This window comes from Stutzerimonas sp. KH-1, from assembly GCF_054483855.1.
This window is the reverse complement of sequence record NZ_CM137011.1, coordinates 2,273,514-2,299,213: the sequence shown is the minus strand read 5'-3', so window position 1 is coordinate 2,299,213 and position 25,700 is coordinate 2,273,514. Positions and strand designations below refer to the sequence as shown.

At 65.2% G+C, this 25,700-nt stretch carries 27 protein-coding genes; 25 read left to right on the top strand and 2 right to left on the bottom strand.

Translation table 11 applies throughout. The features are described from left to right. The first annotated feature begins 178 nt into the window (after nucleotides 1–178). From ACX1DW_RS11045 to ACX1DW_RS10990, 12 genes are all read left to right on the top strand, one after another. On the top strand, nucleotides 179–787 hold the full coding sequence (locus ACX1DW_RS11045; protein WP_014819566.1) for a TetR/AcrR family transcriptional regulator: 609 nt from the start codon (nucleotides 179–181) through the stop codon (nucleotides 785–787). 184 nt (nucleotides 788–971) lie between these two features. Beyond that, nucleotides 972–1,397: a hypothetical protein gene (locus tag ACX1DW_RS11040; RefSeq protein WP_014819567.1), complete on the top strand. Its 426-nt coding sequence runs from the start codon at nucleotides 972–974 to the stop codon at nucleotides 1,395–1,397. A gap of 27 nt (nucleotides 1,398–1,424) precedes the next feature. After that, a complete protein-coding gene (gene hlyD, locus ACX1DW_RS11035; RefSeq protein ID WP_014819568.1) occupies nucleotides 1,425–2,465 on the top strand; it encodes a secretion protein HlyD in 1,041 nt (346 codons plus the stop codon). A 1-nt stretch (nucleotide 2,466) separates the two neighbouring features. After that, complete coding sequence (locus ACX1DW_RS11030; protein WP_014819569.1) at nucleotides 2,467–4,239, top strand: ATP-binding cassette domain-containing protein; 1,773 nt, start codon at nucleotides 2,467–2,469, stop codon at nucleotides 4,237–4,239. Next, nucleotides 4,236–5,405, top strand: coding sequence for an ABC transporter permease (locus ACX1DW_RS11025; protein WP_014819570.1), 1,170 nt, complete (start codon nucleotides 4,236–4,238; stop codon nucleotides 5,403–5,405). The genes ACX1DW_RS11030 and ACX1DW_RS11025 overlap by 4 nt, the downstream gene beginning before the upstream one ends. Nucleotides 5,406–5,409: 4 nt before the next feature. Next, nucleotides 5,410–6,528, top strand: coding sequence for an ABC transporter permease (locus ACX1DW_RS11020; RefSeq protein WP_014819571.1), 1,119 nt, complete (start codon nucleotides 5,410–5,412; stop codon nucleotides 6,526–6,528). After that, complete coding sequence (locus ACX1DW_RS11015; RefSeq protein ID WP_014819572.1) at nucleotides 6,525–8,063, top strand: efflux transporter outer membrane subunit; 1,539 nt, start codon at nucleotides 6,525–6,527, stop codon at nucleotides 8,061–8,063. Before ACX1DW_RS11020 ends, ACX1DW_RS11015 begins: the two co-directional genes overlap by 4 nt. A gap of 20 nt (nucleotides 8,064–8,083) precedes the next feature. Beyond that, nucleotides 8,084–8,287: a YgaP family membrane protein gene (locus ACX1DW_RS11010; RefSeq protein WP_010792188.1), complete on the top strand. Its 204-nt coding sequence runs from the start codon at nucleotides 8,084–8,086 to the stop codon at nucleotides 8,285–8,287. 7 nt (nucleotides 8,288–8,294) lie between these two features. Continuing rightward, nucleotides 8,295–9,704: an MBL fold metallo-hydrolase RNA specificity domain-containing protein gene (locus ACX1DW_RS11005; protein WP_014819573.1), complete on the top strand. Its 1,410-nt coding sequence runs from the start codon at nucleotides 8,295–8,297 to the stop codon at nucleotides 9,702–9,704. Further along, entirely contained in the window at nucleotides 9,704–10,570 is an 867-nt protein-coding gene (locus tag ACX1DW_RS11000; RefSeq protein WP_014819574.1) for an LOG family protein, read from the top strand. Before ACX1DW_RS11005 ends, ACX1DW_RS11000 begins: the two co-directional genes overlap by 1 nt. Further along, entirely contained in the window at nucleotides 10,567–11,766 is a 1,200-nt protein-coding gene (locus ACX1DW_RS10995; protein ID WP_458993349.1) for a lipid A deacylase LpxR family protein, read from the top strand. The genes ACX1DW_RS11000 and ACX1DW_RS10995 overlap by 4 nt, the downstream gene beginning before the upstream one ends. Before the next feature lie 60 nt (nucleotides 11,767–11,826). After that, nucleotides 11,827–12,288 (top strand): cytochrome c, encoded by a 462-nt coding sequence (locus ACX1DW_RS10990; protein WP_010792184.1) that lies wholly within the window; start codon nucleotides 11,827–11,829, stop codon nucleotides 12,286–12,288. A gap of 111 nt (nucleotides 12,289–12,399) precedes the next feature. Here ACX1DW_RS10990 and ACX1DW_RS10985 read toward each other — a convergent pair whose 3' ends face one another. Next, nucleotides 12,400–12,834: a LysR substrate-binding domain-containing protein gene (locus tag ACX1DW_RS10985; RefSeq protein ID WP_014819576.1), complete on the bottom strand. Its 435-nt coding sequence runs from the start codon at nucleotides 12,832–12,834 to the stop codon at nucleotides 12,400–12,402. 467 nt (nucleotides 12,835–13,301) lie between these two features. Here ACX1DW_RS10985 and ACX1DW_RS10980 point away from each other — a divergent pair, with 467 nt between their 5' ends. Further along, nucleotides 13,302–14,213, top strand: a complete 912-nt coding sequence (locus ACX1DW_RS10980) for a LysR family transcriptional regulator (protein WP_010792183.1) — start codon at nucleotides 13,302–13,304, stop codon at nucleotides 14,211–14,213. Here ACX1DW_RS10980 and ACX1DW_RS10975 read toward each other — a convergent pair. Further along, the gene (locus tag ACX1DW_RS10975) at nucleotides 14,183–14,425 is read right to left on the bottom strand and encodes a hypothetical protein (RefSeq protein WP_134280909.1); all 243 of its coding nucleotides are present in this window, start codon (nucleotides 14,423–14,425) and stop codon (nucleotides 14,183–14,185) included. The two genes, ACX1DW_RS10980 and ACX1DW_RS10975, sit on opposite strands and share 31 nt — an antisense overlap. 297 nt (nucleotides 14,426–14,722) lie before the next feature. On the opposite strand from ACX1DW_RS10975, the gene ACX1DW_RS10970 reads away from it, so the two are divergent. The 12 genes from ACX1DW_RS10970 to ACX1DW_RS10915 all read left to right on the top strand — a co-directional run bounded on the left by ACX1DW_RS10970 (nucleotide 14,723) and on the right by ACX1DW_RS10915 (nucleotide 25,607). After that, nucleotides 14,723–15,523 (top strand): ATP-binding protein, encoded by an 801-nt coding sequence (locus ACX1DW_RS10970; protein ID WP_446678075.1) that lies wholly within the window; start codon nucleotides 14,723–14,725, stop codon nucleotides 15,521–15,523. Between the two features lie 124 nt (nucleotides 15,524–15,647). Further along, on the top strand, nucleotides 15,648–15,866 hold the full coding sequence (locus ACX1DW_RS10965) for an AlpA family transcriptional regulator (RefSeq protein ID WP_010792181.1): 219 nt from the start codon (nucleotides 15,648–15,650) through the stop codon (nucleotides 15,864–15,866). A 40-nt stretch (nucleotides 15,867–15,906) separates the two neighbouring features. Next, the gene (locus ACX1DW_RS10960) at nucleotides 15,907–16,773 is read left to right on the top strand and encodes a ParA family protein (RefSeq protein WP_014819578.1); all 867 of its coding nucleotides are present in this window, start codon (nucleotides 15,907–15,909) and stop codon (nucleotides 16,771–16,773) included. Further along, nucleotides 16,757–16,993 (top strand): hypothetical protein, encoded by a 237-nt coding sequence (locus ACX1DW_RS10955; protein WP_003294162.1) that lies wholly within the window; start codon nucleotides 16,757–16,759, stop codon nucleotides 16,991–16,993. The genes ACX1DW_RS10960 and ACX1DW_RS10955 overlap by 17 nt, the downstream gene beginning before the upstream one ends. Then, nucleotides 16,986–18,629, top strand: coding sequence for a ParB family protein (locus ACX1DW_RS10950; RefSeq protein WP_023125208.1), 1,644 nt, complete (start codon nucleotides 16,986–16,988; stop codon nucleotides 18,627–18,629). The genes ACX1DW_RS10955 and ACX1DW_RS10950 overlap by 8 nt, the downstream gene beginning before the upstream one ends. A gap of 17 nt (nucleotides 18,630–18,646) precedes the next feature. Then, entirely contained in the window at nucleotides 18,647–19,207 is a 561-nt protein-coding gene (locus ACX1DW_RS10945) for a DUF2857 domain-containing protein (protein WP_010792177.1), read from the top strand. Nucleotides 19,208–19,210: 3 nt separating this feature from the next. Next, a complete protein-coding gene (locus ACX1DW_RS10940) occupies nucleotides 19,211–20,404 on the top strand; it encodes an STY4528 family pathogenicity island replication protein (protein WP_014819580.1) in 1,194 nt (397 codons plus the stop codon). Nucleotides 20,405–20,642: 238 nt separating this feature from the next. Next, on the top strand, nucleotides 20,643–21,395 hold the full coding sequence (locus tag ACX1DW_RS10935) for an OST-HTH/LOTUS domain-containing protein (RefSeq protein WP_014819581.1): 753 nt from the start codon (nucleotides 20,643–20,645) through the stop codon (nucleotides 21,393–21,395). A gap of 188 nt (nucleotides 21,396–21,583) precedes the next feature. Then, a complete protein-coding gene (locus ACX1DW_RS10930; protein WP_014819582.1) occupies nucleotides 21,584–22,372 on the top strand; it encodes a PFL_4669 family integrating conjugative element protein in 789 nt (262 codons plus the stop codon). Beyond that, nucleotides 22,369–22,917 (top strand): DUF3158 family protein, encoded by a 549-nt coding sequence (locus ACX1DW_RS10925; protein ID WP_017244812.1) that lies wholly within the window; start codon nucleotides 22,369–22,371, stop codon nucleotides 22,915–22,917. The genes ACX1DW_RS10930 and ACX1DW_RS10925 overlap by 4 nt, the downstream gene beginning before the upstream one ends. Then, a complete protein-coding gene (locus ACX1DW_RS10920; protein WP_016852001.1) occupies nucleotides 22,914–23,297 on the top strand; it encodes a single-stranded DNA-binding protein in 384 nt (127 codons plus the stop codon). Before ACX1DW_RS10925 ends, ACX1DW_RS10920 begins: the two co-directional genes overlap by 4 nt. A 294-nt stretch (nucleotides 23,298–23,591) precedes the next feature. After that, entirely contained in the window at nucleotides 23,592–25,607 is a 2,016-nt protein-coding gene (locus tag ACX1DW_RS10915; protein WP_458993348.1) for a DNA topoisomerase III, read from the top strand. Nucleotides 25,608–25,700 lie beyond the last annotated feature (93 nt).

Below are 25,700 nucleotides of genomic sequence, written 5' to 3'. Positions count from 1 at the left end.
CTTCCGCCAATGAGGTGCGGAGGGCGACGTTTGCGCCCGCTAGAAATCGACCGTTGGCAGCCGTCTGAGATAGCAGTTCTGCTGTTCATCGAGACCTCTTTTTCGTGCTTCCCCTCTTGCGGCCTGGCTGCACAGTGGTAAGATAGTAATAGATTACTCACTTTTTGGGATGCAAGCAATGAGCGGACGCTCCAGGCATCTACCGGCTGATGAGAGGCGCGCGGCCACCGTCGAGGCAGTGGTCGACTTGGCTGCCGAACAGAACCCCAGCGACATCACGACCACGGCCATCGCGCAGCGCATGGGGTTGACCCAGGGAGCACTGTTCCGTCACTTCCCGACTAAAGACGCAATCCTGCAGGCGGTGATGTCCTGGGTTACGGAACGCTTGCTGGCTCGAGTAGACAAGGCCGCAGAAGGTGCTACGTCCCCCCTCGCAGCTCTTGAAGCGATCTTCAAGACGCACATCGACTTCGTGGCCGAGCACCCGGGGGTGCCGAGGATGCTCTTCGGCGAATTACAGCGGCCGGGGGAGACCCTGCCCAAGCAAATGGTGCAGACCTTGACCCGTCAATATGGTGAGCGGTTGCGTCGACTGCTCGAAGCCGGTAAGGCGCGAAGCGAGCTGCATTCAGAACTGGATGTGGACGCGGCCGTCGTCTTGTTCATCGGCACAATTCAAGGGCTGGTGATGCAGTCGTTGCTGGCGGGCGATGTAGCACGCATCCGCCGCGACGCGCCAGCCGTGTTTGCCATCTATCTCCGTGGCATCACGCACACCCGATGAAACGCCTTCCATCCTGCCGCCACGCAGTTCCTCGGTCAGCCGAGAGGCACACCACGGTCATGCGATCGCGTTGCGCCTCCAGCGCGAATCCGCGTCATTCAACACTCAGCCCGACCGCCCGGCGGAATGCACACGCACGCCGCGACGACGAAGGCCTGGGAGTTTCCCCGATCAAGTAAAGGCCATGAAGATGACCACTCATCCACAACGCAGCATCTGGCACTGGCTGATCTCCCTGCTTGCGATCGGCTTCGGTCTGCTCACTCTTCGGGAGGGCGGCGCCGTTCTGTTTGTCGACGGCGCGGCGCGCCAAGCCGCCGGCCACTATGTGCCCTTCGTGCTCTGGTTCAATTTTCTGGCCGGGTTCGCCTACATCGTCGCCGGCGTCGGCTTGTGGATGCGCCGGCGCTGGGCCGCGTGGTTGGCGATTGTCATCACGGTGGCGACCGCACTCGTGTTCCTCGCTTTCGGAGTGCATGTGGCTCTGGGTGGCGCCTGGGAGCGACGCACGGTGGTCGCCATGACGCTGCGCACGTTGGTGTGGGCTGGCATAGCGGCCATCGCCTGGCGCCGGTCAGCGGCGAATGCGCCGGTCGCACGCGAGCACTGAGCACCTTTATCCAGCGGAAACCCATCGATGAAAACTCCAAACCTCCTCTTCAAGAAAACCCGTTGGGTCGTGATCGCCGTCGTCGTGCTCGCTCTTGGCGGCGCACTGGCGTTCTGGTTGTCGCGCGACCATGGACAACAAGATGCATTGCGCCTCTACGGCAACGTCGACATCCGCGAGGTGCAACTGGCCTTCCGTCAGCCCGGGCGCGTGATGCAAATGGCTTTCGATGAGGGCGATGCCGTCAGCGCGGGCGCGCGCCTGGCGGCGCTTGACGCGCAACCCTATCGGGAAGCACTTGCGGCAGCACAGGCCCAGGTGCAGGTGGCGCAGGCGGAACTGGCCAAGCTGCGCCGCGGTCTGCGACCGCAGGAAATCACCCAGGCGCGCGAAGCCCTCAGGCAGGCCCAGGCGCTCGCCACCGAGACCGAGCGCAATTTCCAGCGCCAGAGTGGCCTGCTGGCATCTGGCGCCAGCAGCCAGCGCACGGTCGATGCAGCCCGCACGGCGCGCGACCAGGCAGCCGCTGGCGTCGAAGCGGCCAAGGCGGCCCTGTCGCAAGCATCCGAAGGTTTTCGCAAGGAAGACATCGCCGCGGCAGAAGCTCGCCTTGCGGCCGCACAGGCTGCCGCAGCGCAAGCCACGACAGCCTTGGCGGACACCGAGTTGATGGCGCCCAGTAGCGGCACCGTCATCGCACGAGTGCGGGAGCCCGGCAGCATGGTCGCAAGCCAGAGCGCGGTCTACAGCCTGAGCCTGGACAAGCCGGTTTACGTGCGCGCCTACGTGGGCGAGTCGGACTTGGGGCGCATCGCGCCCGGTACTTTGGTGCGCGTCAAAAGCGATTCATCAGAGAAGGTCTATCGCGGCCAGATCGGCTTCATCTCGCCGCGCGCCGAGTTCACCCCCAAGACGGTGGAGACGACGGATTTGCGTACGGATCTGGTCTACCGCCTGCGCATCGTCATCGACGAAGCCGACAGCGACAGTGCCTTGCGCCAGGGCATGCCGGTGACGATCGAGGTCGATGCGAAAGCCGGCACCCGTATCCCGGCGGGGGAGCGTTGAAATGCAGGCAAGCCCTGCTATCGCCGCCGTGCCTGCGGGTGCGGGCGAAGACGCTGCCATCGTCATCGAAGACGTGGACAAGCATTTCGGCGACGTAAAGGCGCTGCGGGGCTTGAGCGCGCGCATCCACTATGGACGGCTGACGGGTCTGGTCGGCCCCGACGGCGCCGGCAAGACGACGCTGATGCGGATTCTGACCGGCCTCCTGGTGCCGAACGCCGGCCACGTCACCTTGGCAGGCTATGACGTGGTCAAGGACAACGACGCCATTCATGTCGCCAGTGGCTACATGCCGCAACGCTTTGGCCTGTACGAAGACCTGTCGGTGATGGAGAACATGCGCCTGTATGCGCAGTTGCGCGGCATGGATGCGGACCGCAACGCCGATCTGTTTGCCGAGCTGCTGGACTTCACGCGGCTCGGACCCTTCACCAAACGCCTGGCCGGCAAGCTCTCCGGCGGCATGAAGCAGAAGCTGGGCCTTGCCTGTGCGCTCATGGCGCGGCCGAAGGTGCTGCTGCTGGACGAGCCGGGCGTGGGTGTCGACCCGGTCAGCCGCCAGGACTTGTGGCGCATGGTGCAGGCGCTGACCGATGAAGGCATGGCCGTGGTCTGGTCCACCGCCTATCTCGACGAAGCCGAGCGCTGCGAGAGCGTGCTGCTGCTGAACCAAGGGCAGCTCCTGTTCGATGGCCCGCCGCAGGAGCTGACCGCGCAGCTCGAAGGCCGCAGTTTCCGTCTGGAAGACGTCGGTGCCGAGCGCCGAGCGGTCCTGACCCAGGCACTCGACCTGCCCAGCGTGAGCGATGGCGTGATCCAGGGCGCCGGCGTGCGCGTGGTGTTGCGCGAGGGCGCTCAAGCGGAGCAGCTCCAGGCCCTGTCCGATCAGGCGCGAGTGGAGCTGGCGCAGGTGCCCGCGCGCTTCGAAGACGCCTTCATCGATCTGCTCGGTGGCGGCCCCGGCGGCACTTCGACGCTGGCCGAGCGTCTGCCGCCGGTTGAGCTGGGTTCCGACATTGCCGTGTCGTGCCGAAACCTCACCAAGCGCTTCGGCGAGTTCACCGCCACCGACAACGTCAGCTTCGAGGTGCAAAAGGGCGAAATCTTCGGCCTGCTCGGCCCTAACGGCGCCGGCAAGTCCACCACCTTCAAGATGTTGTGCGGCCTGTTGAAACCAACTGCTGGCGAAGCGCATGTGGTGGGCCATGATCTGCGCCGCGCCACCGGCGCAGCCAAGAGCCGGCTCGGCTACATGGCGCAGAAGTTTTCGCTCTACGGCCTGCTCTCGGTGCAGCAGAACCTGGAATTCTCGGCCGGCGTCTACGGACTGGAAGGCAACACCCGGCGCGAGCGCATTGCCGAGATGATCGAAACCTTCGATCTGGGCGACTGGCTGTCCGCCACGCCCGATTCCCTGCCGCTGGGCCACAAGCAGCGCCTGGCATTGGCTTGTTCGCTGATGCACCGGCCGCCCGTGCTGTTCCTAGATGAACCCACTTCGGGCGTGGACCCGATCACCCGGCGCGAATTCTGGACCCACATCAACGGACTGGCCCGCAAGGGCGTGACCATCATGGTCACCACCCACTTCATGGACGAGGCCGAATACTGCGACCGCGTGGCCATGCTCTCGCGTGCGCAACTGATTGCGCTGGATACGCCCGACGCGCTCAAACGTTCGGCGGTCAGCTCCGAACGACCCGACCCGACGATGGAGGACGCCTTCATTCACCTGGTGGAGTCGGCGGACCGCGAGCTGGAGGCCGCCACATGAACGGCACCACAAAGCACAAGGACGGGAATGGACCACAGCAGACCGACCTGCGCCATTTTGATCTGCGGCGCTTGATCGCCCTGGTCACCAAGGAAAGCTACCAGGCGCTGCGCGACCCCTCGACGCTGCTGATCGCGTTCGTGCTGCCGGTGGTGTTGCTGCTGCTGTTCGCCTATGCGGTGTCGCTGGATGCGAAGGATGTCCGCGTCGGCGTGGTGCTGGAGTCGCCCGGCGCTGCAGCGCAGGAGCTTGCGGCGGCCTTTGCCGGCACAAAGTTCCTGGATGCCCACTTCGCCCATGACCGGCGCGAAGTGGCCGACCAGCTGGTCTCAGGCGACCTGCGCGGCTACGTGGTGATCCCGCAGGATTTCGAGCAGCGGCTGGCCCAGCGTGGCAGCGAGCCGCTGGTGCAGATCGTCACCGACGGCTCCTACCCCAATACCGCCAACTACGTCGAGAACTACGCCCGCGGCGTGGTCCAGTCCTGGCGTGCCGGACTGGACGTCGGAGCACCAGCGCAGGCCGTCATGCTGGAACCGCGCTACTGGTTCAACCCCGAGCTGGAAAGCCGCCGCGCACTGATTCCCGGTGCCATCGCCATCGTCATGACCATCATCGGCACCATGCTGACTGCACTGGTGGTGGCGCGCGAATGGGAGCGCGGCACCATGGAGGCGGTGCTGTCCACGCCCGCCTCGGTGGCCGAAATCCTGATCGGCAAGCTGCTGCCGTATTTCGTGCTCGGCATGCTATCCACACTGGGTGCGGCGGCGCTGGCGGTGTTCGTGTTCGGCGTGCCGATGCGAGGCTCGCTGGCGGCGCTGCTACTGCTGTCGGCGGTATTCATGGTACCGGCGCTGGGTCAGGGTCTGCTGATTTCCTCATTGGCACGCAACCAGTTCCTGGCCGCGCAGATCGCGCTGTTCACGGGTTTTCTGCCGGCTTTCATGCTGTCGGGCTTTCTATATGAGATCGACGCGATGCCCGCGCCAATCCGGGCCATCACCCGGCTGGTTCCGGCGCGTTACTTCGTCGATTCGCTGAAGACGGTGTTCCTGGCCGGCGACATCTGGGCCGTGTTCCTGCCCAACCTTGCGGCCATGGCGGCGATCGGGGTGCTGTTCTTCGTGATCGCCAAGCGCGCCACGCGCAAGAACCTGGAGTGACGCGATGTTGACTTCCGCATTCTCGTTCACCCGCCTGCGCGCCCAGTTCATCAAGGAAGTGCTCAGCGTCCTGCGCGACCCGCGGAGCCGGATGGTGGTGTTCGTGCCGCCGATCCTGCAGTTGCTGGTGTTCGCCTTTGCTGCGACGCTGGAAGTGCGCAACGTCGATATCGCCGTCTACGATCAGGATGCGGGGCGCTGGTCGCACGAGTTGGAACAGCGCCTGGACAGCGCGCGCTTCATCACCCACGTCCGGCATGTCGACAGCCAGCAGCAGCTGCACGAGCTGATCGACCGTGGCGAGGTGATCGCCGCGCTCGCCATCCCGGTGGATTTCTCGCGCTCCATCGCTGCCGGCGAAAGTGGCCGCGCCCAGGTACTGGTCGATGGCCGGCGCAGCAACTCGGGGCAGATCACCGTGGCCTATCTGTCTACCATCGCCGCCGATGTCGGCGCTGAGGTCGTGCCCGACGCCCAGGCACCGACGCCAGTGGTCGTGCGCCACTGGTTCAACCCGAATCTGGTCTACCGCTGGTTCATCGTGCCCGGCCTCACGGGCATCCTGGCGCTGTTCAGCGCGCTGCTCATCACCTCGCTGTCGATTGCACGCGAACGCGAGCTTGGCACCTTCGACCAATTGCTGGTGTCGCCCACTTCAACGCCGGAAATCATCATTTCCAAATCACTGCCGGCACTCGCAATTGGCACCGTGCTGGGCCTGTTCATGATCAGCGCAGGCGTATTCCTGTTCGGCATCCCGTTTACTGGCTCGTTTGCACTTCTGCTCGCCAGCCTGGTGCTGTTCATCCTGTCGGTGGTCGGCATCGGCCTGATGATTTCCGCGGTCAGCATGACCCAGCAGCAGGCCATCCTGGGTGCGTTCGCCATCGGCGTGCCGGCGGTGCTGATGTCCGGCTTTGCGACGCCTGTGGAAAACATGCCTGTCGTCCTGCAATGGCTGGCCCAGGCCATTCCGCTAACCCACTTCCTCATCATCGTCGAAGGCAGCTTTCTCAAGGCTATGCCGCCCGGTGACATTCTCGCCAGCCTGTGGCCGCTGGCGGTCATCGCCCTTGCCACGCTGACGATGGCCACCGTATTCGTCCGAGGACGCCTGCAATGAAATCCAAGACCCGCACTCCCTTTCTTCGCGCAACCGTCACCGGCCTGACCCCAGGGCGCGTGCGTCCGCTCGCGCTGGCCCTGTCCTGCGTGCTGCTGACTGCCTGTGCGACCGTGGGCCCCGACTACCGCGAGCCGCCGCCGGTCGACGTCGGCAGCGGCTGGACCTTGCCGTTGGCAAGCGAATCCCAGTCCGCAGACTTGAGCCACTGGTGGTCTGCACTGGACGATCCGATCCTCGACCGCCTGATGGCCACGGCGCTGGCACAGAACCTGGATCTGCGCCAGGCTGCGGCACGCATCGATGAGGCACGCGCCCTGCGCGATCGCGTGGCCGGCGAGGCATTGCCCACCGTCGGCGCTGGCACGAGCGTCAACCGGCGCCGTCAAAGCGAGAACGGCCCCTTGCCCATCGGCTCCATCCCCGGTCTTGACGCCACGCAGACCATCTACGATGCGGGCTTCGACGCGGCCTGGGAAGCCGATTTGTTTGGGGCCAAGCGGCGCGCCATGGAAGGCGCCAGCGCCCGCCTGGAGGCGACCGAAGCCGAGGCACAGGGCGTACGCATGCGCATCGTGGCCGAGGTCGCGCGCACCTGGTTCACCGCCGCCGGCGCCCGCTACGAGTTGCACACACAACAGGCCACGCTAGATACGCTGCAGCAGACCTTGGAATTGGTGCGCCTGCGGCATGCGCTGGGCGACGCGTCGGCCGCCGACGTGGAGGCGGCGTACGCCCAATGGACAGCAGCCAACGCGCTTATCCCGGATATCCAGGCGCGCCAGCGCGCCGCGGTGCTCAGCCTGGGCGTGCTGCTGGGCGCACCGCCGGAGCGGGAGCTGGCACTGCTTGATGGCCCCTTGACGCCGAGCACGCTGCGGGCGCTGCCGGTGGGCGAGCGCGCAGATATGCTGCGCCGACGCCCTGACGTGCTGGCTGCGGAACGTCGCCTGGCAGCGAGTTCCGCCGACATCGGCGTGGCCACAGCCGAGTTGTTCCCCAAACTCTCCATCGGTGTCGGCGGCGGGTTCCAGGCGCTCAGTACGGGCAATTGGTTCGATGCATCCAGCTCGCGTTTTTCCATCCTGCCGCTGATTTCCTGGCGCCTGTTCGACGGTGGCCGCGTGCGAGCCGAAATTCGGGCACGCGAGGCAGCCGAGCGGCAGGCTGCGCTGGCCTACGAGCAGGCGGTGCTGGCGGCGCTGGGCGATGCCGAGCGCGCGCTGGGCGACTATCACGGCGGGCTGGACACACTGGAGCGCCGCGGCATGGCACTGGATGCCACGCGCGTGAGCTACGGCCACGCCAAGGCCCGCTACGCCGCGGGCGACATCGCCCTGGTCGAACTGCTGGCAGCCCAGCGCAGCCTGCACGAGGCGGAAACCGCAGCCGCGCGGGCGCATACCAACGCCGCCGTGCAATTGGTGGCGCTGTACAAGGCCCTTGGTGGTGGCTGGGACGTATCCACGACGGCATCGACCGCAACCCATCCGCTGCGGGGCGCTGCCGCCCCCGTCGCGTTTTCAAGCCGCTGATTCAACACAAGGAGACCGTCATGCAAATCAACGTTGGAAATCTCGACCGCATTGTGCGCATCGTCATCGGACTGATTTTGCTCAGTCTCCCATTGTGGCTGGACTCATCCTGGCGTTGGCTGGGACTCATTGGAATCATGCCACTCCTCACCGGCCTGGCAGGCCGCTGTCCTGGCTATCGCCTGCTCGGCCTCAGCACTTGCCCGATGCGAAAACCCGAGTGAACGCCCTATGAAACTCAGTTTTTTGGGCGCAGCCCGAGAAGTCACCGGATCGTGCTTTCTGGTCGAAGCGGCTAATGTCCGCTTCCTGGTCGATTGCGGCATGGTTCAAGGTGGGCGTATAGCAGCAGCACGCAACCACGAGCCGTTCGCGTTCGACCCGGCGTCCATTGACTTCGTCCTGCTGACCCACGCCCACATCGACCACAGCGGGCTATTGCCCAAACTCACGCGCGCCGGGTTCAAGGGGCCCATCTACGCCACGCCAGCGACGGTTGATCTGCTCGGGGTGATGCTGCCCGATAGCGCTCACATCCAGGAAAGCGATGCCAAGCGGGTTGCCAAGCGGCTCAAAGAAAAGACCGTGCCGCCACCCCTGTATACCCTGCAGGATGCACACGAATGCCTGCAGCAAGTACGAGGTATCGAATACGACCGGGAGTTCGCACCCCGCGTCGGAGTGCGCGCCCGCTTTCGTGATGCCGGACACATCCTTGGTTCGGCCATCGTGGAAGTGTGGATTACCGAGTACGGTTACCCCACGAAGATCGTGTTCAGCGGCGATCTGGGTCAGCCGGGACGCCCCATCCTGCGCGACCCGACACCCATTGAGGAAGCCGACATCCTCGTCATCGAGTCCACCTACGGTGACCGCCGGCACAAGGATTTTTCGGCGACCGAAGCGGACATGATCGGCATCGTCGAGAAAACCCTGTTCGAGCGCGGCGGCAATGTCATCGTTCCGGCCTTTGCGGTCGGCCGAACCCAGGAGGTGCTCTACCACCTACATCGTCTCACCTGCGAAGGGCGTCTGCAGCGTCCAATGGTGTTTGTCGATTCGCCGATGGCCACCGAGGCCACACGCATCACGCGTGAACATCTCGAATTGTTCGACGAACAGGCGAAGCGGTTGGCCGGATGGCACGCGCGCGGCGAGAACCTCCCGTACCTGGATTTCACAGCGAGCGCTGAGGAGTCCATGGCGCTGAACCGGATTCGCTCCGGGGCCATCATTATTTCTGCCAGCGGCATGTGCGATGCGGGACGTATCCGGCACCACCTGCGCCACAACTTGCCACGCCGCGAATGCAGCATCTTGTTTCCCGGTTTCCAGGCGCAGGGGACGCTTGGCCGGCGCCTGATCGAGGGGGCCGAACGTGTACGCATCTTCGGCGAGGACATCCCGGTACGTGCGGCGATCCACAGCGTGGACGGCCTCTCGGCGCATGCCGACCAGAAGGCGTTGCTGAATTGGGCTCGGGGTTTTGTTCACCCACCGGCGCAAACCTTCGTGGTGCATGGGGAACTGTCTGCCGCGCAGGCCTTCGCCGAACTCCTGCAACAGCAACTCGGCTGGCAGGTCACGGTGCCCGAGCATGGTCATGCGCTGCGCTGGCCGGAATTTCTGGCGCACGAGTGATGAAGCCCGCCGAAGATCTCGCTGAACGCCTGCGCGCCATCCGCGAGTCGCCAACGTACCGTCTTGCGTACGAAGACATCGAACTGCTTGGCCAGGACGAACTGCGGCCGCTGCGACTGCAGCTCGAACTACTCAAACCTGAGCGCATCCTGCACGAGAAAGGCATCCGCTCGACGGTAGTGGTCTTCGGCAGCGCACGCGTGAGCGATGCCGAGACGGCAGAAGCCCGCCTTGGCGCGCTGGAGCGTCAGGCGCTCGTCACTCCGGAGAATGTCGGGCTGCGGCAAGAGCTTGCGCGAGCCAATCGCCGGGTCGAACAGGCACGTCACTACGAGCAAGCGAGGCGTTTCTCGGGCCTTATTTCGGCGCGTTTCCAGCAGCAAAACCGCCGTGATTTCGTCGTCGTCACCGGAGGTGGGCCCGGCATCATGGAGGCCGCCAACCGCGGTGCTTTCGAGGTTGGCGCACGTTCGATTGGCCTCAACATCACGCTGCCCCACGAACAGGCACCCAACCCCTACATGTGCCCGGATTTGGCGTTCCGATTCCACTATTTCGCGCTGCGCAAGATGCACTTCTTGTTGCACGCCAAGGGCTTGGTGGCATTCCCGGGTGGCTATGGAACGCTCGATGAGCTGTTCGAGGTGCTCACCTTGATCCAGACCGGAAAGATGCAGCGTATTCCGGTAGTGCTGGTCGGCCGTGCATTCTGGCGTCGCGTAGTTGATTTCGACCTTCTGCTCGACGAAGGCTATGTCTCTCCATCCGATCTCGACTTGTTCACCTGCGTAGACGAAGCGGAGGAAATCGTCAGTGCCCTCGAACGCTTTTACGTCAACAGGGCGGCAGGCGATGGGGCAACATGATTGGCATCGACGGGTATCTCTGGAGCCTGCGCGGCACCAAGGTGCGGCAGCCGATGCAGTGCGCCGCCTTGTTGATTACGGGTGCATTGTTCAGCCCGATTGCTGCTTTCGGTTCCGAAGTCTCGCTCTCTGCAAATCCTCCCTCCTGCTCACCAGAGCAATCCCTGCGCTGGCGGGGCGGCACTCTGCGTCTGGAGAACGATTTGTTCACCGGCTCCGATCGCAACTACACCAACGGTGTCGCGCTAACAGCAGTCTCACGCGATCTGCAAGGCGGGCTCCGTCCGGAATGCCTGCCCCAGCCGATTGGCTTGTACGCCCGCTTCATCGGCTGGGCTGATCCAGGCTTCTGGCACGACGCCGGCGCCCACTCGTCGTCGCAAAACCTCGTCGTGCGCTTTGGCCAGTCCATGTACACGCCCGAGAACAAGACGCGCACCGACGTGATTCCAGATGACCGACCGTACGCTGGTTTGCTCTACCTGGGTTTGGCGTGGAATCGCCGCATCCACCCACAAGCCGCCAGCTACGAAATGCTTGACGTGCGTGAGCTGACCCTGGGCGTGATCGGCCCCTGGTCGCTGGCCGAGCAATCTCAGGATCTGGTGCATCGGGCACGCGGCATTGAGCGATTTCGCGGCTGGGACAACCAGTTGCGCAACGAGCCGGCGTTTCAGATGGCCATGGAGCGCAAGTTCAAGCCGTACACGGAGGGTGCGGTCCGCCCTGGATGGGGCAGCGACGTGATCGGCAGCTATGCCCTGCGGGTCGGAAACATCGAAACCGCCGCCAGTACCGGCGTGGAGTTTCGCGCGGGCTGGAACATACCGAACGACTTCGGCAGCTATCCGATCCGCCCTGGCGCAGAGAACCGCCCGCCCTCTGGTGTTGCCGATCTGCGCACGACAACGCCGCAGTCGGTCCTGGCGCCCAAACCTGGGGCACATGTCTTCCTGAATCGGGAGGGTAAAGCCGTCGCCTGGGACTTCTCACTCGACGGAAACATGTTCCGGCATAGCCATCACGTCAGCCGGCGGCCTTGGATCGCGCAAGCAGCTCTCGGCATCAGCAGCCAATGGATCGTTGCTGGACGTGGCGTACGGCTCGCCGTGATGCGCGTTTGGAGAACCCGCGAGTTCGACCAGCAGGCGGGCCATCACGCATTCGGATCGATCGCGCTGAGTCTGGAATTTTGAGGACACCTGCAACCAATCGTTAGACCCAAAGCATTCGTCACAACATCAATGGAGAAATTCGTGAACCAGCCCTTGAAACCCAGATCGTTTTTCACCGTCCCGCTGTCCGTGCTCTTGGCAACCTTCGCCACGGCACTCGGTGCGCAGTCCGTAGAGGCGGCAAAGCCAATGGCGCTTCGTACCATAATGGAAAGACTCGGTCGCGACATGCAAGCCGTCACGGGCGCGATCTCCAAAGAAGACTGGCCGCTGGTCGCCGAGCTAGCACCACGAATCGCCAAGCATGCCGAGCCGCCCATGTCGGAAAAGATGCGCATCCTTGCTTGGCTTGGGGCAGACGCTGGAAAGTTTCGGGGTCTTGATGGACAGGTCCATGACGCCGCGACCGCCATGGGCGAGGCTGCACAGCGGAATGACGGCCAAGCAGTCATCGCGGCTTTCTCCAAGACCCAGCAAAGCTGCCTAGCCTGCCACCAGAGTTACCGTCGCTCGTTCGTGGGAAAGTTCTATGGAAGCCGCTAGCAAGGGATGGCTACACCTGTTGACGGAAGACTAGCTTCTGTCCAATCAATATACCTCGACGCGTTTCAGGTTCCCAGGAAGCCACCCGTGCAGCGATCACGGGTTCCTGCTTCACCCGCGGCAGCACTCGTTGGATCTGACGTTCATGACCCCCGTATGCATGTGGGTCACCAGCACCAGCGGATAACGCAGCACCTCGTCCAGTGAGATACGTTTGTGCTTGAGCAGCGGATGCCATGCCGGCGCCGCGACCATGAGGGGGGGCGCTCCAAAGCGCCTTAGCCACGATGTCGTCACCCACTTCACCAGACTGGGCCCTAGGTCATACAGATCGCCATGCAGCCCCTTGATTTGCTGCGACAGTGACACCTCGAACAGGCGCAACTCGACGTCGGGCTCCTCCTGCCAGCTTAACGCCAGCAAGGTCGGCAAGCGCGACGGGGTGATGCCATCGGACAGCGTAATGCGTTGCTGACCGTGAAAGCCGTTGGCCGCTCCCCTCACGCTGTCGCGGGCTTGCTGCAAGGCAGTGAAGAGGCGCGGCACATGTTACAGGAATTGCTTGTCCGCCCGCGTCAGCCGCTTGCTGCGACTGCTCCGGCCGCAGTGCTTCAGCGGCGCGGTTACAGGTGGCGATCTCGAATTCGCCGAACATGCCCATCGACAGTTCATCCGGCGCGATGCCCGCTGGCGCGAACTTCAGACGCTGCGCTGCCGCCCGTGTCGACAGACCAAATCGCTCGCCCTCGGGGAGTGACGTAAGACGCCGCGACTGTCTTCCTCGGGTCGCTGCGGCCACAGAAGATAGCCGAGGCGCGCTGGCGCGAGTGCTCTAGCTAGCCATCCGCCATGACCGCCGCCCGCGTTCAAGCAGCGTTGCAATAACTCCGGACACCATTGCCCGCGTGCTGTGAGCCGGCGACGGCAGCCGCTGCAAGACATGCCGGCCTCTTCTCCGCACGCATGCGGCTCCCTACGATCATAAGGACTGGTCACGTCACGAGGGACTGCGCATGAACTTACGTCATCTTCGCTGTTTCATTGCTGTAGCCGAGGAACTGCACTTCGGTCGAGCCGCTAGGCGGCTGCATATAGAACAATCTCCCCTATCACGCACGATCCGCAAGTTGGAGACAACTCTAGGCGTGACGTTGCTCAGTCGCACGCCGCGGGGCACAACCCTGACTTGGGCAGGGCGAGTCTTCCTCGACGACGCCCGCCGCATCATGTTGAGCGTTGAGCAGGCAGTGGCCAGCGCGAAGGCTGCTGCCTCCGGTTCTCAGGGCATTTTGCGAATCGCGCTGTCGAGAGACATAGGACGGGCGAGGCTATCAGCACTGCTTGCACTGTGCCGCGAAGAGTCGCCGCAGGTAAACATCCGGCTCTCCGAAGTACCGCTGACCGAACTCGTGCAGGGGCTGAACGCAAATCTGTTCGACGCCGGCTTTGCAATGGTCAATGAAGTGGAGGACGGGATCATTGCTGAGCCGCTGTGGGCCGACCCCTTGGTAGTGATCCTGCCCGCACGGCACCCGCTTGTAGCCTTCAAGGAAGTGCCGTTGCAGGAAGTGGTGAGCTATCCGCTGGTACTTTGTGATCCACGGGCATGCCAAGGTTGCGGTCGGCAGAGCGAACGACTGTTCCGCTCTGTCGATGTCCAACCGATCGTGGCTGAGTATGCCGCTTCTCACGGGCTGATGCTGACGTTGGTGGCCGCAGGGTACGGGCTAAGTTTTTCCACTGCCGCGCACTTGGCAACTTGCCAGCCGGCGGATGTTGTTGTCCGCCCGTTGGCCGGTCAGAGCGCATCGATAACCACCTATCTGTTACGAACCGAGGGTGGCATGACGGAGCCGTTGCAGCGGTTCATCGAACGCGCCGAACGTGTATGTCATCAGGACGCAAGCACATCACGCGCGATCTGACGCAGATCTATCGAAAGGTGCGCGGCTAGTTTTCTCGGATTGCGCGATTCATCTTTGGTCTTGCGGCTGACCCGATCTGCATGGCTCATGCGCTGTACTGATGCCAGTTTCGACGCAATTGCTGCGCCCTTCCGTCCTCCGGCACTCGCCTGCGGGCTCGCCGCCGCGGTCATTTCACTGACGCGGAACGCATGAGCTTTTGCTGGTTGCAAACCGGCTCATCCTGTTGACGCATTGGCACTTTACGCCGTTGGAATTCCTACGGAAAACTTTGGCCAGGTTTCGGGTAAAGCGCGGCACCCATGCTTGACTCCAGGGGAGCGCGACCACCAAGCCGCGTGCCGGTCCAAAGGCAAAGCGCCCGCATCATGGTTGAGGAGTTTCAAGCGTAGCAAGATGTAGTTCGCCCTTAGCCGGCCGTCAGCGCCGATGCAACGCTTCCTTCCACGATCCCGGCCGGTCCTGCGCTTCATCCGGATTTCTGGGCAATCGCCTCGCCCACTTGGGCGGTGCGCGTCTGCCAGAGTTCGATCCGACGATGGGACGCACGCGACATGGAGAAATCGAGTTGCCTTGCCTTTGGCGCCAGGATCTACTACCGCCCGATCGAGGCGGCCGTCCGTTGGGCGGGACTGTTGCGCTTTGAGCCGCGGATTCTGGAAACGCTCGGGCCACGTGCCATGCCTGAGCCGAACGACTTTCCGCGCTGGCCCTTGCTGCGCCTTTTCTCCGAGCGCATCTTCGACGCATTGGCACACGATGAGCTTTCTTACGGCAAGGCAGGCATGGCGCAGGAACCTCAGCGCCCCGCACTCGACGATCCTGCGTTGATCGTGCGCCACGTCGACCTGAAGGCGTGGATGTCGCATTACTACCCCGGTGAGCGGCCTCCATTCCTGTTCGACGGCATCGAGCGCGAACTGCATCCTTCGGTGAGCGTCGCCATGCTGAACGTGTTGCTGGCCGATCGCGAGGCCGCCAAGCTGCAGCTTGCCGAACTCGCACAACTACATGCGGCGCTGAAGGCACAGCACGAAGCGTTGGCGAAGGAGCATGCCAGTAGCATTCGTGAGGGCGATGCGAGTGAACCGGGCCTGCGCAGCGAATCGACTTACCTGAACATCATTGGCGGCCTGCTGACATTGCTGTTGGGCAAGTCCCCCGCGGGCTCTGCCTACTCGTCCTTCCGCAACATGGATGCGGTGATCAGTGCGCTACTGGCCCACCATGAAGGGCGGCCCGGCATCAGCGAGCGAACGCTGTGGAGCAAGCTGGCACAGGCGCGTCGCCACCTGGAGGCATCGCGCTGAGCCTGTAACAGCAGACTGCAATTGCAGTTGCGTGTTCTGCAGTTGCAGTGAATCTCGCAGCAGCAGCATATGGAATGCGAGGCACTTTCTGAACAACGCCATCGAGCGTCAAGGAGTGCCTCTCATGTCTTCGCAGACCATCGCGCCGGCCTTGCCGCCCGAGCACCGCGTCCTGCGCCGCGCCGAGGTCGAAGCCAAGACCGGCTTCAAGCGCGCGCACATCTACAGCCTCATGAAGGAAGGCAAGTTCCCCAAGGCGCTGCGCCTGGGCGTGCGCGCGGTGGGCTGGGACTCGGTGGAGATCGAACAGTGGATCGCCGATCGCCTCAAAGAACGCGCCTGACGCTTCTTCTCGGTTCATGCCATTCGACGAGGAGAAGCCCATGCAGGTGGTGTCCATCATTTCGACCAAGGGCGGCGTGGGCAAGACCACGACGGCGGCCAACCTGGGCGGCTTCATCGCCGATGCCGGGCTGCGCGTGCTGCTGCTGGACCTGGACGTGCAGCCCACGCTGTCGAGCTACTTCACGCTGGACGTTCGCGCGCCCGGCGGCATCTACCAGATGCTGGCCTTCAACGAGCGGCGCATCGAGCAACTGGTGTCGCGTACCGTGATCGCGGGCCTGGACCTGGTGCTCTCCAACGACGACCGCGGCGAACTGAACACGCTGCTGCTGCACGCTCCGGATGGGCGCCTGCGACTGCGCCATCTGCTTCCCGTCTTCCGCACGCACTACGACTTGCTGCTGATCGACACCCAGGGCGCGCGCAGCGTGCTGCTGGAGATGGCGGTGCTGGCGTCCGACCTGGCGCTGTCGCCGGTGACGCCGGAAATCCTCGCGGCGCGCGAGCTGCGGCGCGGCACGCTGCAACTGATCGAGGACATCGCGCCGTATCGGCACCTGGGCATCGAGCCGCCGCCGCTGCGTCTGCTCATCAACCGTGTACATCCTGTGTCGTCGAATGCGCGGCTGGTCCAGCAGGCGCTGCGACAGGTGTTTCAGGAACAGGCCGGCGTGCAGGTGCTGGGCACCGACGTACCGGCCATCGAAGCCTATCCGCGCGCTGCGACACGAGGATTGCCGGTGCACCGGGTGGAGCGCCGGCAGCCGGCTGGGCGCACGGCGCCCGCGGCGTTGGAGACCATGCGCACGCTGGCCGGCGAGCTGTTCCCCGTGTGGCGGGAGCGCTTCGCGCTGGTCACCGGTCGGGCCGATGCGGGAGGGGCCGGCCATGGCGAGCGCGCATGAACTGGCGCGCGGCCGCGAACGGCTGCGCGCGCTGATCGAGTTCGCGCTGGGCGAAGGCTGGCGCGTGGTTCGCACGTCCGGCGGGCACCTGGAATTCACGAAGCAAGGCTGCGCGTCGATCTACACCAGCTCGACGGCGAGCGACCACCGTGCCGACCGCAATGCCCGCGCACAGCTTCGCCGCGCCGACCGGCAAGCGCAGGAGAATGGCCGTGGCTGAGCTGACGCCGCAGGACATGGCTGCCAAGCTGCTGGCCACCGGCTTCGAGCGCAGCGGCCCTTCGGCCGCGACCTTGAGCGACCCCATCGCCGACACGCCGATGGTGGTGACGCTGGACCAGTTGCGGCCCTACGACCACGACCCACGCGTGACGCGCAACCCGGCCTATGCGGAGATCAAGGCGTCCATCCGTGAACGTGGGCTGGACGCGCCCCCCGCGATCACGCGCAGGCCGGGCGAGGCGCACTACATCATTCGCAACGGCGGCAACACGCGGCTGGCGATCCTGCGCGAGTTGTGGAGCGAGACCAAGGAGGAACGCTTCTTCCGCATTGCGTGCCTGTTCCGCCCGTGGCCGGCGCGCGGCGAAATCGTGGCGCTGACCGGGCATCTGGCCGAGAACGAGCTGCGCGGCGGCCTGACCTTCATCGAGCGGGCCTTGGGCATCGAGAAGGCGCGCGAGTTCTACGAGCAGGAAAGCGGCCAGGCGCTGTCGCAAAGCGAACTCGCGCGGCGACTGACGGCCGACGGCTATCCGGTGCCGCAGTCACACATCAGCCGCATGAACGATGCGGTGCGCTATCTGCTGCCGGCGATCCCGACGCTGTTGTACGGCGGATTGGGCCGGCATCAGGTGGACCGGCTCGCAGTGCTGCGCAAGGCGTGCGAGCGCACCTGGGAGCGGCGTGCGCTGGGCCGGCCGCTGACCGTGGACTTCGCTTCGCTGTTTCAGGATGTGCTGTCGCAGTTCGACACGCAGCCGGAGGGCTTCTCGCCCCAGCGCGTGCAGGACGAACTGGTGGGTCAGATGGCCGAGCTGCTGGAAGCGGACTACGACACGCTGGCATTGGAGGTCGATGACAGCGAAAGCCGTCAGCGAGTATTGACCAGCGAGCCGGCCGCGCCGAACCCGGCAACGCCTGTCGCACCTGCGGCGCCAGCCATCACGCCGCAACTGTCGCCCGCGGCGCCAACGCCACGGGACACCTCGCCCGTCGCGCCACCGGCAGAGACACCCTCGGCACCACCTGCCGCTGCACCAAACGCCCGGGACGGGCAGCGCGACGAGCGCCTGCAGGGGCACATCGTGACGCCGGCCCCAACCACCGAGCGCCTGCAGTCCATCCAGAGGATGGTCGCGGATCAGCTCGGCGACAAGCTACCCGACTTCGAGGCCGACGCGCTGCGTGCGATCCCGGTGCAGGTTGGCGGGCTCTTTCCCATCTCGGATGTCTGGTACATCGAGCCGGGCCTGGACGTGCCGGATCGCCTGCGCGTGCATATCGCGCAGTTCGCTCGCGAGATCGCGGGGGAAGCGGCGGTGGGCGACCACATCGAAGCCAGCGATGGCGGCATCGGCTTCGTCTGCGTGACGCCGGCCGTGGGCCAGGCGAAGGCGCTCCCGGCGTTCGCGCGTGCGATGCTGACCCTGCTGCACGCGCTGAGCACCGCGCCGGCACCCGCGACCGGGCTGGACAGCGCGCGGCTGGCCGATGACCTTGGGCCGCTGCTGCATGGTCACGGCGGCTTGGTCACGCGCCTGAGCGATGCCGGGCTGGTAAAGCTGTTCCGTCTGCTGCGCCTGGCGCGCCGGCTGCTGGATCTGGAAGCCGGCGTAGCGAGCCAGGATTCCTGAGCGCAGGAGGCTCCCGTATGTCGGCACCGCACCCGCTCAACCAGGCCGTGATCGCCCAGGCCCTGCATGACCTGCGCAACGGCCAGTTGCGCCGCTGCAAGGCCATGGGCTTCGGTGAGGAGGAGCTGGATGCGCTGAAGCACCCAGAACTCGTGAGCATGCTGGTGAATGCCACGGTGTCGTGGTGTTCGGTGTCGGTGAACCGGGAAGTGTTGAAGCGGCTGCTGAGCCAGGTGCACGACGTGGAGCGGGAGATCGCCACGGTAGACCGCATGCTGCGCCTGGGGGCGAGCACGGAGATGGTCAGCAAGTTCTACGGCCTCACGCATCAGGAAGTGGCGCTGCGCCGCGACATCCTCGGGCTGCCCAAGCGTAAGGGTCGGCATCCGGTGCTCGACGAGGCGCAGGACGTGGCCCTGTGGGAACGCTGGAAGGCCGGCATCACGGAGCGGCACATCGCACTGAACGACGACATGGCGATGCTGGCGCTGACCATGGACCTGGCCGAGGCCATGACCCTGCCCATGTCGGTGATCTGGTCGGCGATACGGAACTGGGTCGACCAGGGGCTGGTGTAGGTCATGACGACGGGCGACGCTCCACGGCGTGATGGCCCGGTTGCGCTGTCGGCGTTGTTCGACGAGGCGCTGCGGCACCTTGAGCCGAAGGAACCGGCGCAGGGCACGGCGCCGAGCCAGGACGGCTTTCTCTACAGCGGCAACCGGCACGAGAGCGTGCCGCGCGCGTTGTTCCTCGACCGGCGCCTGACGCCGCTGGAGCGCAATGCCTGGCAGGTGTTCCGCCTGCAGCTCAACGACGACGGCGTGACCGCCTTTCCCACCTACGACCAGCTCCGCCCATATCTGGCGTCCATGCCCTGTGCGGCGCAAGCCTCGCACGAGACCGTGGCGCGCGCCTTGACGCTGCTGCGGCTGACGCGCTGGCTCAGCCTGGTGCGGCGGCGGCGCGATCCCAAGACCGGCCGTATCCAAGGCAACCTCTACGTGCTGCACGACGAACCGCTGTCACCCTTCGAGGCGATGCAGCTCGACCCGGACTACCTGGGCCTGGTGAGCCAGGCGCTCACGCACGCGGCGAAGGCGGTGCAGGTCGTGGGCATGAACACGCTGCGGGAGATCGCCGAAGACCCGCTGCTCAGCGGGCGCACGCTGCCGACCCGTCTGCAAGTGCTGGCGCAGCGCATGGCGCGGCATGGCTGGACGACGCCAGGTTATCCACAGGAGGGTGCGGACCACGAATCCGAAGAAGGCCAGGAAGCCCTTCTTCGGAATGCTGCGCGCCCGTCTTCGGAATCCGAAGCAGGGCCGAAACCCGCGCCGGACAGCTCTCTTCGGATTCCGAAGGAGGACCGTACAGTACGTAATGATCGTATAAATGAAGTACGTACAGTGCCGCGCGCGAGGGCCTTGCAGAACCTGCGACTGCCCGAGCGTTTCCTGCGCTTGAAGGACGAGCAGCAGGCCGGCGCGCTGGTGGCGCTGCAGCAGGTGGACGAGGCGCAGCGGCAGGCCGTTCTCGACGAGTGGGCGGCACGCTGCCACAACAGCGCGGTACGCAACCCGGCCGGCTACCTGTTTGGCATCATCCAGAAGGCGATCCGCGGGGAGTTCAAGGCCTGGGCCGGAGAAAGTGCATCGGCACCGCCAGCGCCCCCGTCACCTGCGCCCTCGTCACCGCCGGCATCCCGTGCGGCTGACCCCGAGGTCGCACGAGCCTACCTGGCTCAGCTCCGAGAAGCCTTGCGTGATCGCTGATGTTGACTATCCCCAGGGGATAGCTGGAACAGACATCTTTCCGCCGCGCTCGATTGTCGCCCGCCGAATGACAGGCGAAACTGTCGCCTGTGAATCAAACGAGGACAGCCACGCACGAGCCCGGCCAACGATGGATATGACGACTTTCCCCGTCACAAACGCACTGCAACCACTACAGCGAGACGTTCAGCGCTTGCTGGGCAGATGCCTCTTTCGCCTTCAACAATACGAGCGCCTCATGAAAGCCATCGTGGCCCACCACGAGATTTCAGGCCCGGCGCATTCGCTGGAGGCCATTCGCGCAGCGCGGATTGAAGATGCCGCGACCAAGACCCTGGGCACGTTGATCGGACAACTGTTTGGTTCGTATGTCGTCACCGATGGAAATGGCGGCGAGGAACGCGACGACGATCTTCCCGGCGACGTGATCTCCTTTCGCACGCGCGTGCAACTGAGCCTGTCTGCGCAGGACTACGCCAAGACCCAGGCCGACCTCAAAGACCTGGTATCGCTGCGCAACACACTGGTGCACCACTTCATCGACCAGCACGATCTATGGACCGTGGACGGGTGCCGCGCTGCACAGGACGAACTCGGTTCCGCCTACACGCGCATCGATCAACACTTCGAGCAGTTGCGCGGCTGGGCCGAGCACATGGATCAGGCGCGGCGCCTGGCAGCGGAATTCGTCCAGTCGGATGTGTTCCACGACCTGGTGGTCAATGGCATCGCGCCGGACGGCACGGTGGACTGGCCGGCCGCCGGCATCGTTCGTGCGCTACGCGAGGCCGCCGCGCAGTTGGCCGTCGAGGGCTGGACACCGATCGCCGCCGCTGGCCGCTGGATCGCGGACCGGCATCCCGAGCAGCTTCCAGCCAAGTACGGCTGCAGCAGTTGGCGGCAGGTGGTGCACGAGTGCCGCCTGTTCGAGCTTCGCTACCGTGAGGTGGAGGGGCAACGGGCCGCCTGGTACAGACCTCGCGAAGCATAGCCCCGCGACGCGGTCTCACCTCCGCGCGAGTCGCGAACGACTCCGCCGAGCTATCCCCAGGGGATAGCCGGCACACACAGCCTTCCGCGCAGAACAAACCGGGCGCGCATGGGCTGCGGTTTGTTGACTGACAGCCTTCCGGCCGATGCCGATACTGGCGACTCGCCCCTTCACCGCGAGTCGCTCTCATGGCCAACGAACGCATAGAACCCCTGCAACTGAATCTCGGATCGCTGCGCAGCGCGATGTCGCTGACGCTGCACACGCACCACGCTTCGCGCATCTGGCACGGCCGTGCGCCGACCGAGGGGCGCCCCGGCATCATCGGTCTCAACGGCTTCATCGGCGCCATGAACAAGATGAAGCGCGGCGCCGAGCAGGACGACCCGTACTCGGACTGGTGGATGTTGCGGATCGAGGACAAGCTCGCCGACACCAAGACCCGCTTGCAGACCCTGCGCGAACAGGTGGATCAGGCCTTGGCCGACGTGCCAGCGGCGCTGTCCCTGGGCGAGAACATGAACGTGCAGCCGGTGAAGCTGCCGCTGTTCGTGAACGCCCAGCTCGGTTTCATGGCGGTGTATCTGCTGGCCGACTACGACGACCTGGCACGCAAGCTCATCCTGGCGCACCACACGGCGCTGATCGACCGCAGCACCTTGGAGCGCTGGCTCAATGATGGTGCGCACGCGCTGCGCAGCCTGTTCTCGCTGGCCCAGCAGTACCGCTACTCGGGCACGACGCGCGACGACTTCGCGGCGAAGAACGCGGCGGCGCGAGCGGCGCTGGAGAAGTTCGGCGAGTTGCCGCAGGACGTGCTGGAAGGCACGCGCCGCTCGCGCTTCGCGCCACCCATCGCGCGGCGGTCGAACAAGCCCGGCACGCCGCCTGCTGAGCCTGCCATCGTGCCCGATGCGCAGGCTCCCACGGGTGGCGCAGCCGATGGTGCCGCGGGCGATGAGGGTGCTGGCGCATGACAGCATCGCCCCCTATCAGCCACTCCACGCGCTTCGTGGCGCTGGAACAGGCGGACTTCCAGCGGCTGGAACACGCAGGCTACCTAAAAGGCCTTTTACAGCCTTTTAAGGGTAAGGGGAGTCTGGAGACCTGGGCCAGCCAGTGCGCAGCGCTGCGCGACGACGTGATTGGCCTGGCGCAGCGGCGCGTGCTGCCCCAGGCGCGCGCCTACCCCTTCAGCCTGCTCGACGTGCAACTGGCCCAGCAGGCCACTGGCGCAGGGACGACCTTCCTGCGCTGGCGCAACCTCGACCGTTCCTCCATGGGCGTGGCGTTGTGGGAGGCCCTGCTGGCCAACCCCGCGACGCCGGCCTCGCTGATCGACGAGCTGTACGCGATGGAACTGCAGCGCATCGTGCTGAACATGCAGATCAGCCTGACCCACAGCATCGCTCGCCAAGCCCTGGAATGCGCCAGCAAGGCCGCCCAGGCCGAAGCGGCTTACCTGCGGCGCGTCCACGGGCATACCGCGTCCGTTCCACCCACCACCAAGGAGTCACCATGAGCACGCACTTCGTCGGCGAGGGCAACATCGGTTCTGCGCCGGACTACCGCGAATTCCCGAACGGCAACGACGAGCCGCGCCGGCTGCTTCGCCTGAACGTCTACTTCGACAACCCGATCCCGAAGAAGGACGGCGAGTACGAAGATCGCGGCGGCTTCTGGGCGCCCGTGGAGCTGTGGCACCGCGACGCCGAGCACTGGAAGACGCTGTACCAGAAAAGTATGCGGGTGCTGGTCGAGGGCCGCACCGTGCGCGACGAATGGGAGGACGCCGACGAGAACGAGCGCGTGACGTTCAAGGTCGAGGCGCGGCGCGTGGGCATCCTGCCGTACCGCATCGAGTCGGTGGCGCTCAGCGCCAAGCCGGCCGGCGGACAGTAGTTCGCCCATCGCCGGTCCCCCGAGGGCGGCTGTAGCAACCGTCATACGCCCGCGATGCACCAGCGAGCTATCCCCAGGGGATAGCTCCAAGGTCGTCCACAGAGTTCCAGCCGCCCTCCCGAAACGACGCTCTTGCTGTGCCAGCTCCTGCGGTCTATGCGCACTGCTGCGGCAACGGACCGCCTGCCGATCACAAAGCGGTGTCTGCATCAATCGGCTTCCTTGCTGCCGGCATCTCCTGGCCCCGCCAAGCTGACGCCCATCCGATGAACCGCACATTTTCAAGGAGGCTTCATGCGCGTGTTCCTGTGCGAGAAGCCGTCCCAGGGCAAGGACATCGCCCGTGTGCTGGGTGCCGGCCACCGCGGCAACGGCTGCTACAGTGGCGCCGGTGTCGTCGTGACCTGGTGCATCGGTCATCTGGTGGAGGCGGTTCCGCCCGAAGGCTACGGTGAGCAATACAAGCGCTGGGCCATCGAGCAACTGCCTATTCTTCCTGAGCGTTGGCGTGTCGAGCCCAAGGCGGCGACCGCGGCGCAATTCAAGGTCGTGCAGCAGCTCGTCGCCAAGGCGGGCGAGCTGGTGATTGCGACCGACGCCGACCGCGAGGGCGAGATGATCGCCCGCGAGATCATCGACCTGTGCGGCTACCACGGGCCGATTCAGCGCCTGTGGCTGTCGGCGCTCAACGATGCGTCGATCCGCAAGGCGCTGGGTGCGCTCAAGCCGTCCGCCGAGACGCTGCCGCTGTACTACTCGGCCCTGGCCCGCTCGCGTGCCGACTGGCTGATCGGCATGAACCTGAGCCGGCTGTTTACGCTTCTAGGTCGGCAGGCCGGCTACACCGGCGTGCTGTCGGTGGGGCGCGTGCAGACGCCGACGCTGAAGTTGGTGGTGGATCGTGATCGCGAGATCGCGCGCTTCGTCTCTGTGCCGTATTGGGCCGTGGACGTGCTGCTATCCCATGCCGGCCGGTCCTTCACCGCGAGCTGGATACCGCCCGAAGGCAGCACCGATGCAGCGGGTCGCTGCCTTCAGCAGCCGGTGGCGCAGCAGGCTGCGGATTGCATTCGCGCCGCACGCGATGCGCAGGTCGTGTCGGTGGACACCGAGCGCGTGCGCGAGGCACCGCCGCTGCCGTTCGACCTGGGCACGCTGCAGGAGGTGTGCTCCAAGCAGTTGGGCCTCGACGTGCAGGAGACGCTGGACATCGCGCAGGCGCTGTACGAGACGCACAAGGCGACGACCTATCCGCGCAGCGACTCGGGATACCTGCCCGAAAGCATGCTCGCGGAAGTGCCGGCGGTGCTCGATGCACTGCTCGCCACCGATCCCAGCCTGCGGCCCTTGATCGGCCAGCTCGACCGCAACCAGCGTTCGCGCGCCTGGAACGACGGCAAGGTGACGGCTCACCACGGCATCATCCCGACGCTGGAGCCCGCTAACCTGTCGGCCATGAACGAGAAGGAACTGGCCGTCTACCGGCTGATCCGCGCCCATTACCTTGCGCAGTTCCTCCCGCACCATGAGTTCGACCGGACGGTGGCGCAGTTCTCGTGCGGCAGTCAGTCGCTGGCGGCCGTGGGCAAGCAGATCGCCGTCATCGGCTGGCGTGAGGTGCTGGCGACGCCGGGGCCGGACGATGCCGATGGCGAGGATGCGCAGCGCAGCCAGGTGCTGCCCGCCCTGCATGCGGGCCTGTCCTGCCCGGTCGGAAAGGTGGATCTCAAGGCGCTGAAGACGCTGCCGCCCAAACCCTACACGCAGGGCGAGCTGATCAAGGCCATGAAGACCGTCGCCAAGTTCGTGACCGACCCGCGCCTGAAACAGAAGCTGCGAGATACCACCGGCATCGGCACCGAGGCGACACGCGCCAACATCATCAACGGTCTGATCGGTCGCGGCTACCTGGTCAAGAAAGGCCGTGCCGTCCGCGCTTCCGACGCGGCGTTCACGCTCATCGACGCGGTGCCCTCGGCCATCGCCGACCCCGGCACTACGGCGGTGTGGGAGCAGGCGCTGGACATGATCGAGGCCGGCCAGATGGCGTTGGACACCTTTATCGAGAAGCAGTCCGTGTGGGTTGGTCAGCTCGTGCAGCAGTACCGCGGCGCGACGCTCTCGCTCAAGCTGCCGCCGGCGCCAGCCTGCCCGCAGTGCGGCGCACCGATGCAGCAGCGCACGGGCAAGAGCGGCGCGTTCTGGTCCTGCTCGCGCTACCCGGACTGCAAGGGCACGTTGCCGATAGAGTCCCCGACGGGCCGACGCAGCGCACCGCGCAAGCGGCGCGCTGCCTCCAAGGCGTCCTGATCCTCGCTTCCCCCTGCCGCGCCGGCCACTTCACTGGCGGCGAGGCAAACGTCCCGCACCGCGCGGGACTCCAAAGCGCGCGTCTCCTTCTGC

Coding starts and splice junctions, on each gene's coding strand:
- ACX1DW_RS11045 (WP_014819566.1), top strand. CDS start 179: ATGAGCGGACGCTCCAGGCATCTACCGGCTGATGAGAGGCGCGCGGCC.
- ACX1DW_RS11040 (WP_014819567.1), top strand. CDS start 972: ATGAAGATGACCACTCATCCACAACGCAGCATCTGGCACTGGCTGATC.
- hlyD (WP_014819568.1), top strand. CDS start 1,425: ATGAAAACTCCAAACCTCCTCTTCAAGAAAACCCGTTGGGTCGTGATC.
- ACX1DW_RS11030 (WP_014819569.1), top strand. CDS start 2,467: ATGCAGGCAAGCCCTGCTATCGCCGCCGTGCCTGCGGGTGCGGGCGAA.
- ACX1DW_RS11025 (WP_014819570.1), top strand. CDS start 4,236: ATGAACGGCACCACAAAGCACAAGGACGGGAATGGACCACAGCAGACC.
- ACX1DW_RS11020 (WP_014819571.1), top strand. CDS start 5,410: ATGTTGACTTCCGCATTCTCGTTCACCCGCCTGCGCGCCCAGTTCATC.
- ACX1DW_RS11015 (WP_014819572.1), top strand. CDS start 6,525: ATGAAATCCAAGACCCGCACTCCCTTTCTTCGCGCAACCGTCACCGGC.
- ACX1DW_RS11010 (WP_010792188.1), top strand. CDS start 8,084: ATGCAAATCAACGTTGGAAATCTCGACCGCATTGTGCGCATCGTCATC.
- ACX1DW_RS11005 (WP_014819573.1), top strand. CDS start 8,295: ATGAAACTCAGTTTTTTGGGCGCAGCCCGAGAAGTCACCGGATCGTGC.
- ACX1DW_RS11000 (WP_014819574.1), top strand. CDS start 9,704: ATGAAGCCCGCCGAAGATCTCGCTGAACGCCTGCGCGCCATCCGCGAG.
- ACX1DW_RS10995 (WP_458993349.1), top strand. CDS start 10,567: ATGATTGGCATCGACGGGTATCTCTGGAGCCTGCGCGGCACCAAGGTG.
- ACX1DW_RS10980 (WP_010792183.1), top strand. CDS start 13,302: ATGAACTTACGTCATCTTCGCTGTTTCATTGCTGTAGCCGAGGAACTG.
- ACX1DW_RS10965 (WP_010792181.1), top strand. CDS start 15,648: ATGTCTTCGCAGACCATCGCGCCGGCCTTGCCGCCCGAGCACCGCGTC.
- ACX1DW_RS10960 (WP_014819578.1), top strand. CDS start 15,907: ATGCAGGTGGTGTCCATCATTTCGACCAAGGGCGGCGTGGGCAAGACC.
- ACX1DW_RS10955 (WP_003294162.1), top strand. CDS start 16,757: ATGGCGAGCGCGCATGAACTGGCGCGCGGCCGCGAACGGCTGCGCGCG.
- ACX1DW_RS10945 (WP_010792177.1), top strand. CDS start 18,647: ATGTCGGCACCGCACCCGCTCAACCAGGCCGTGATCGCCCAGGCCCTG.
- ACX1DW_RS10940 (WP_014819580.1), top strand. CDS start 19,211: ATGACGACGGGCGACGCTCCACGGCGTGATGGCCCGGTTGCGCTGTCG.
- ACX1DW_RS10935 (WP_014819581.1), top strand. CDS start 20,643: ATGAAAGCCATCGTGGCCCACCACGAGATTTCAGGCCCGGCGCATTCG.
- ACX1DW_RS10930 (WP_014819582.1), top strand. CDS start 21,584: ATGGCCAACGAACGCATAGAACCCCTGCAACTGAATCTCGGATCGCTG.
- ACX1DW_RS10925 (WP_017244812.1), top strand. CDS start 22,369: ATGACAGCATCGCCCCCTATCAGCCACTCCACGCGCTTCGTGGCGCTG.
- ACX1DW_RS10920 (WP_016852001.1), top strand. CDS start 22,914: ATGAGCACGCACTTCGTCGGCGAGGGCAACATCGGTTCTGCGCCGGAC.
- ACX1DW_RS10915 (WP_458993348.1), top strand. CDS start 23,592: ATGCGCGTGTTCCTGTGCGAGAAGCCGTCCCAGGGCAAGGACATCGCC.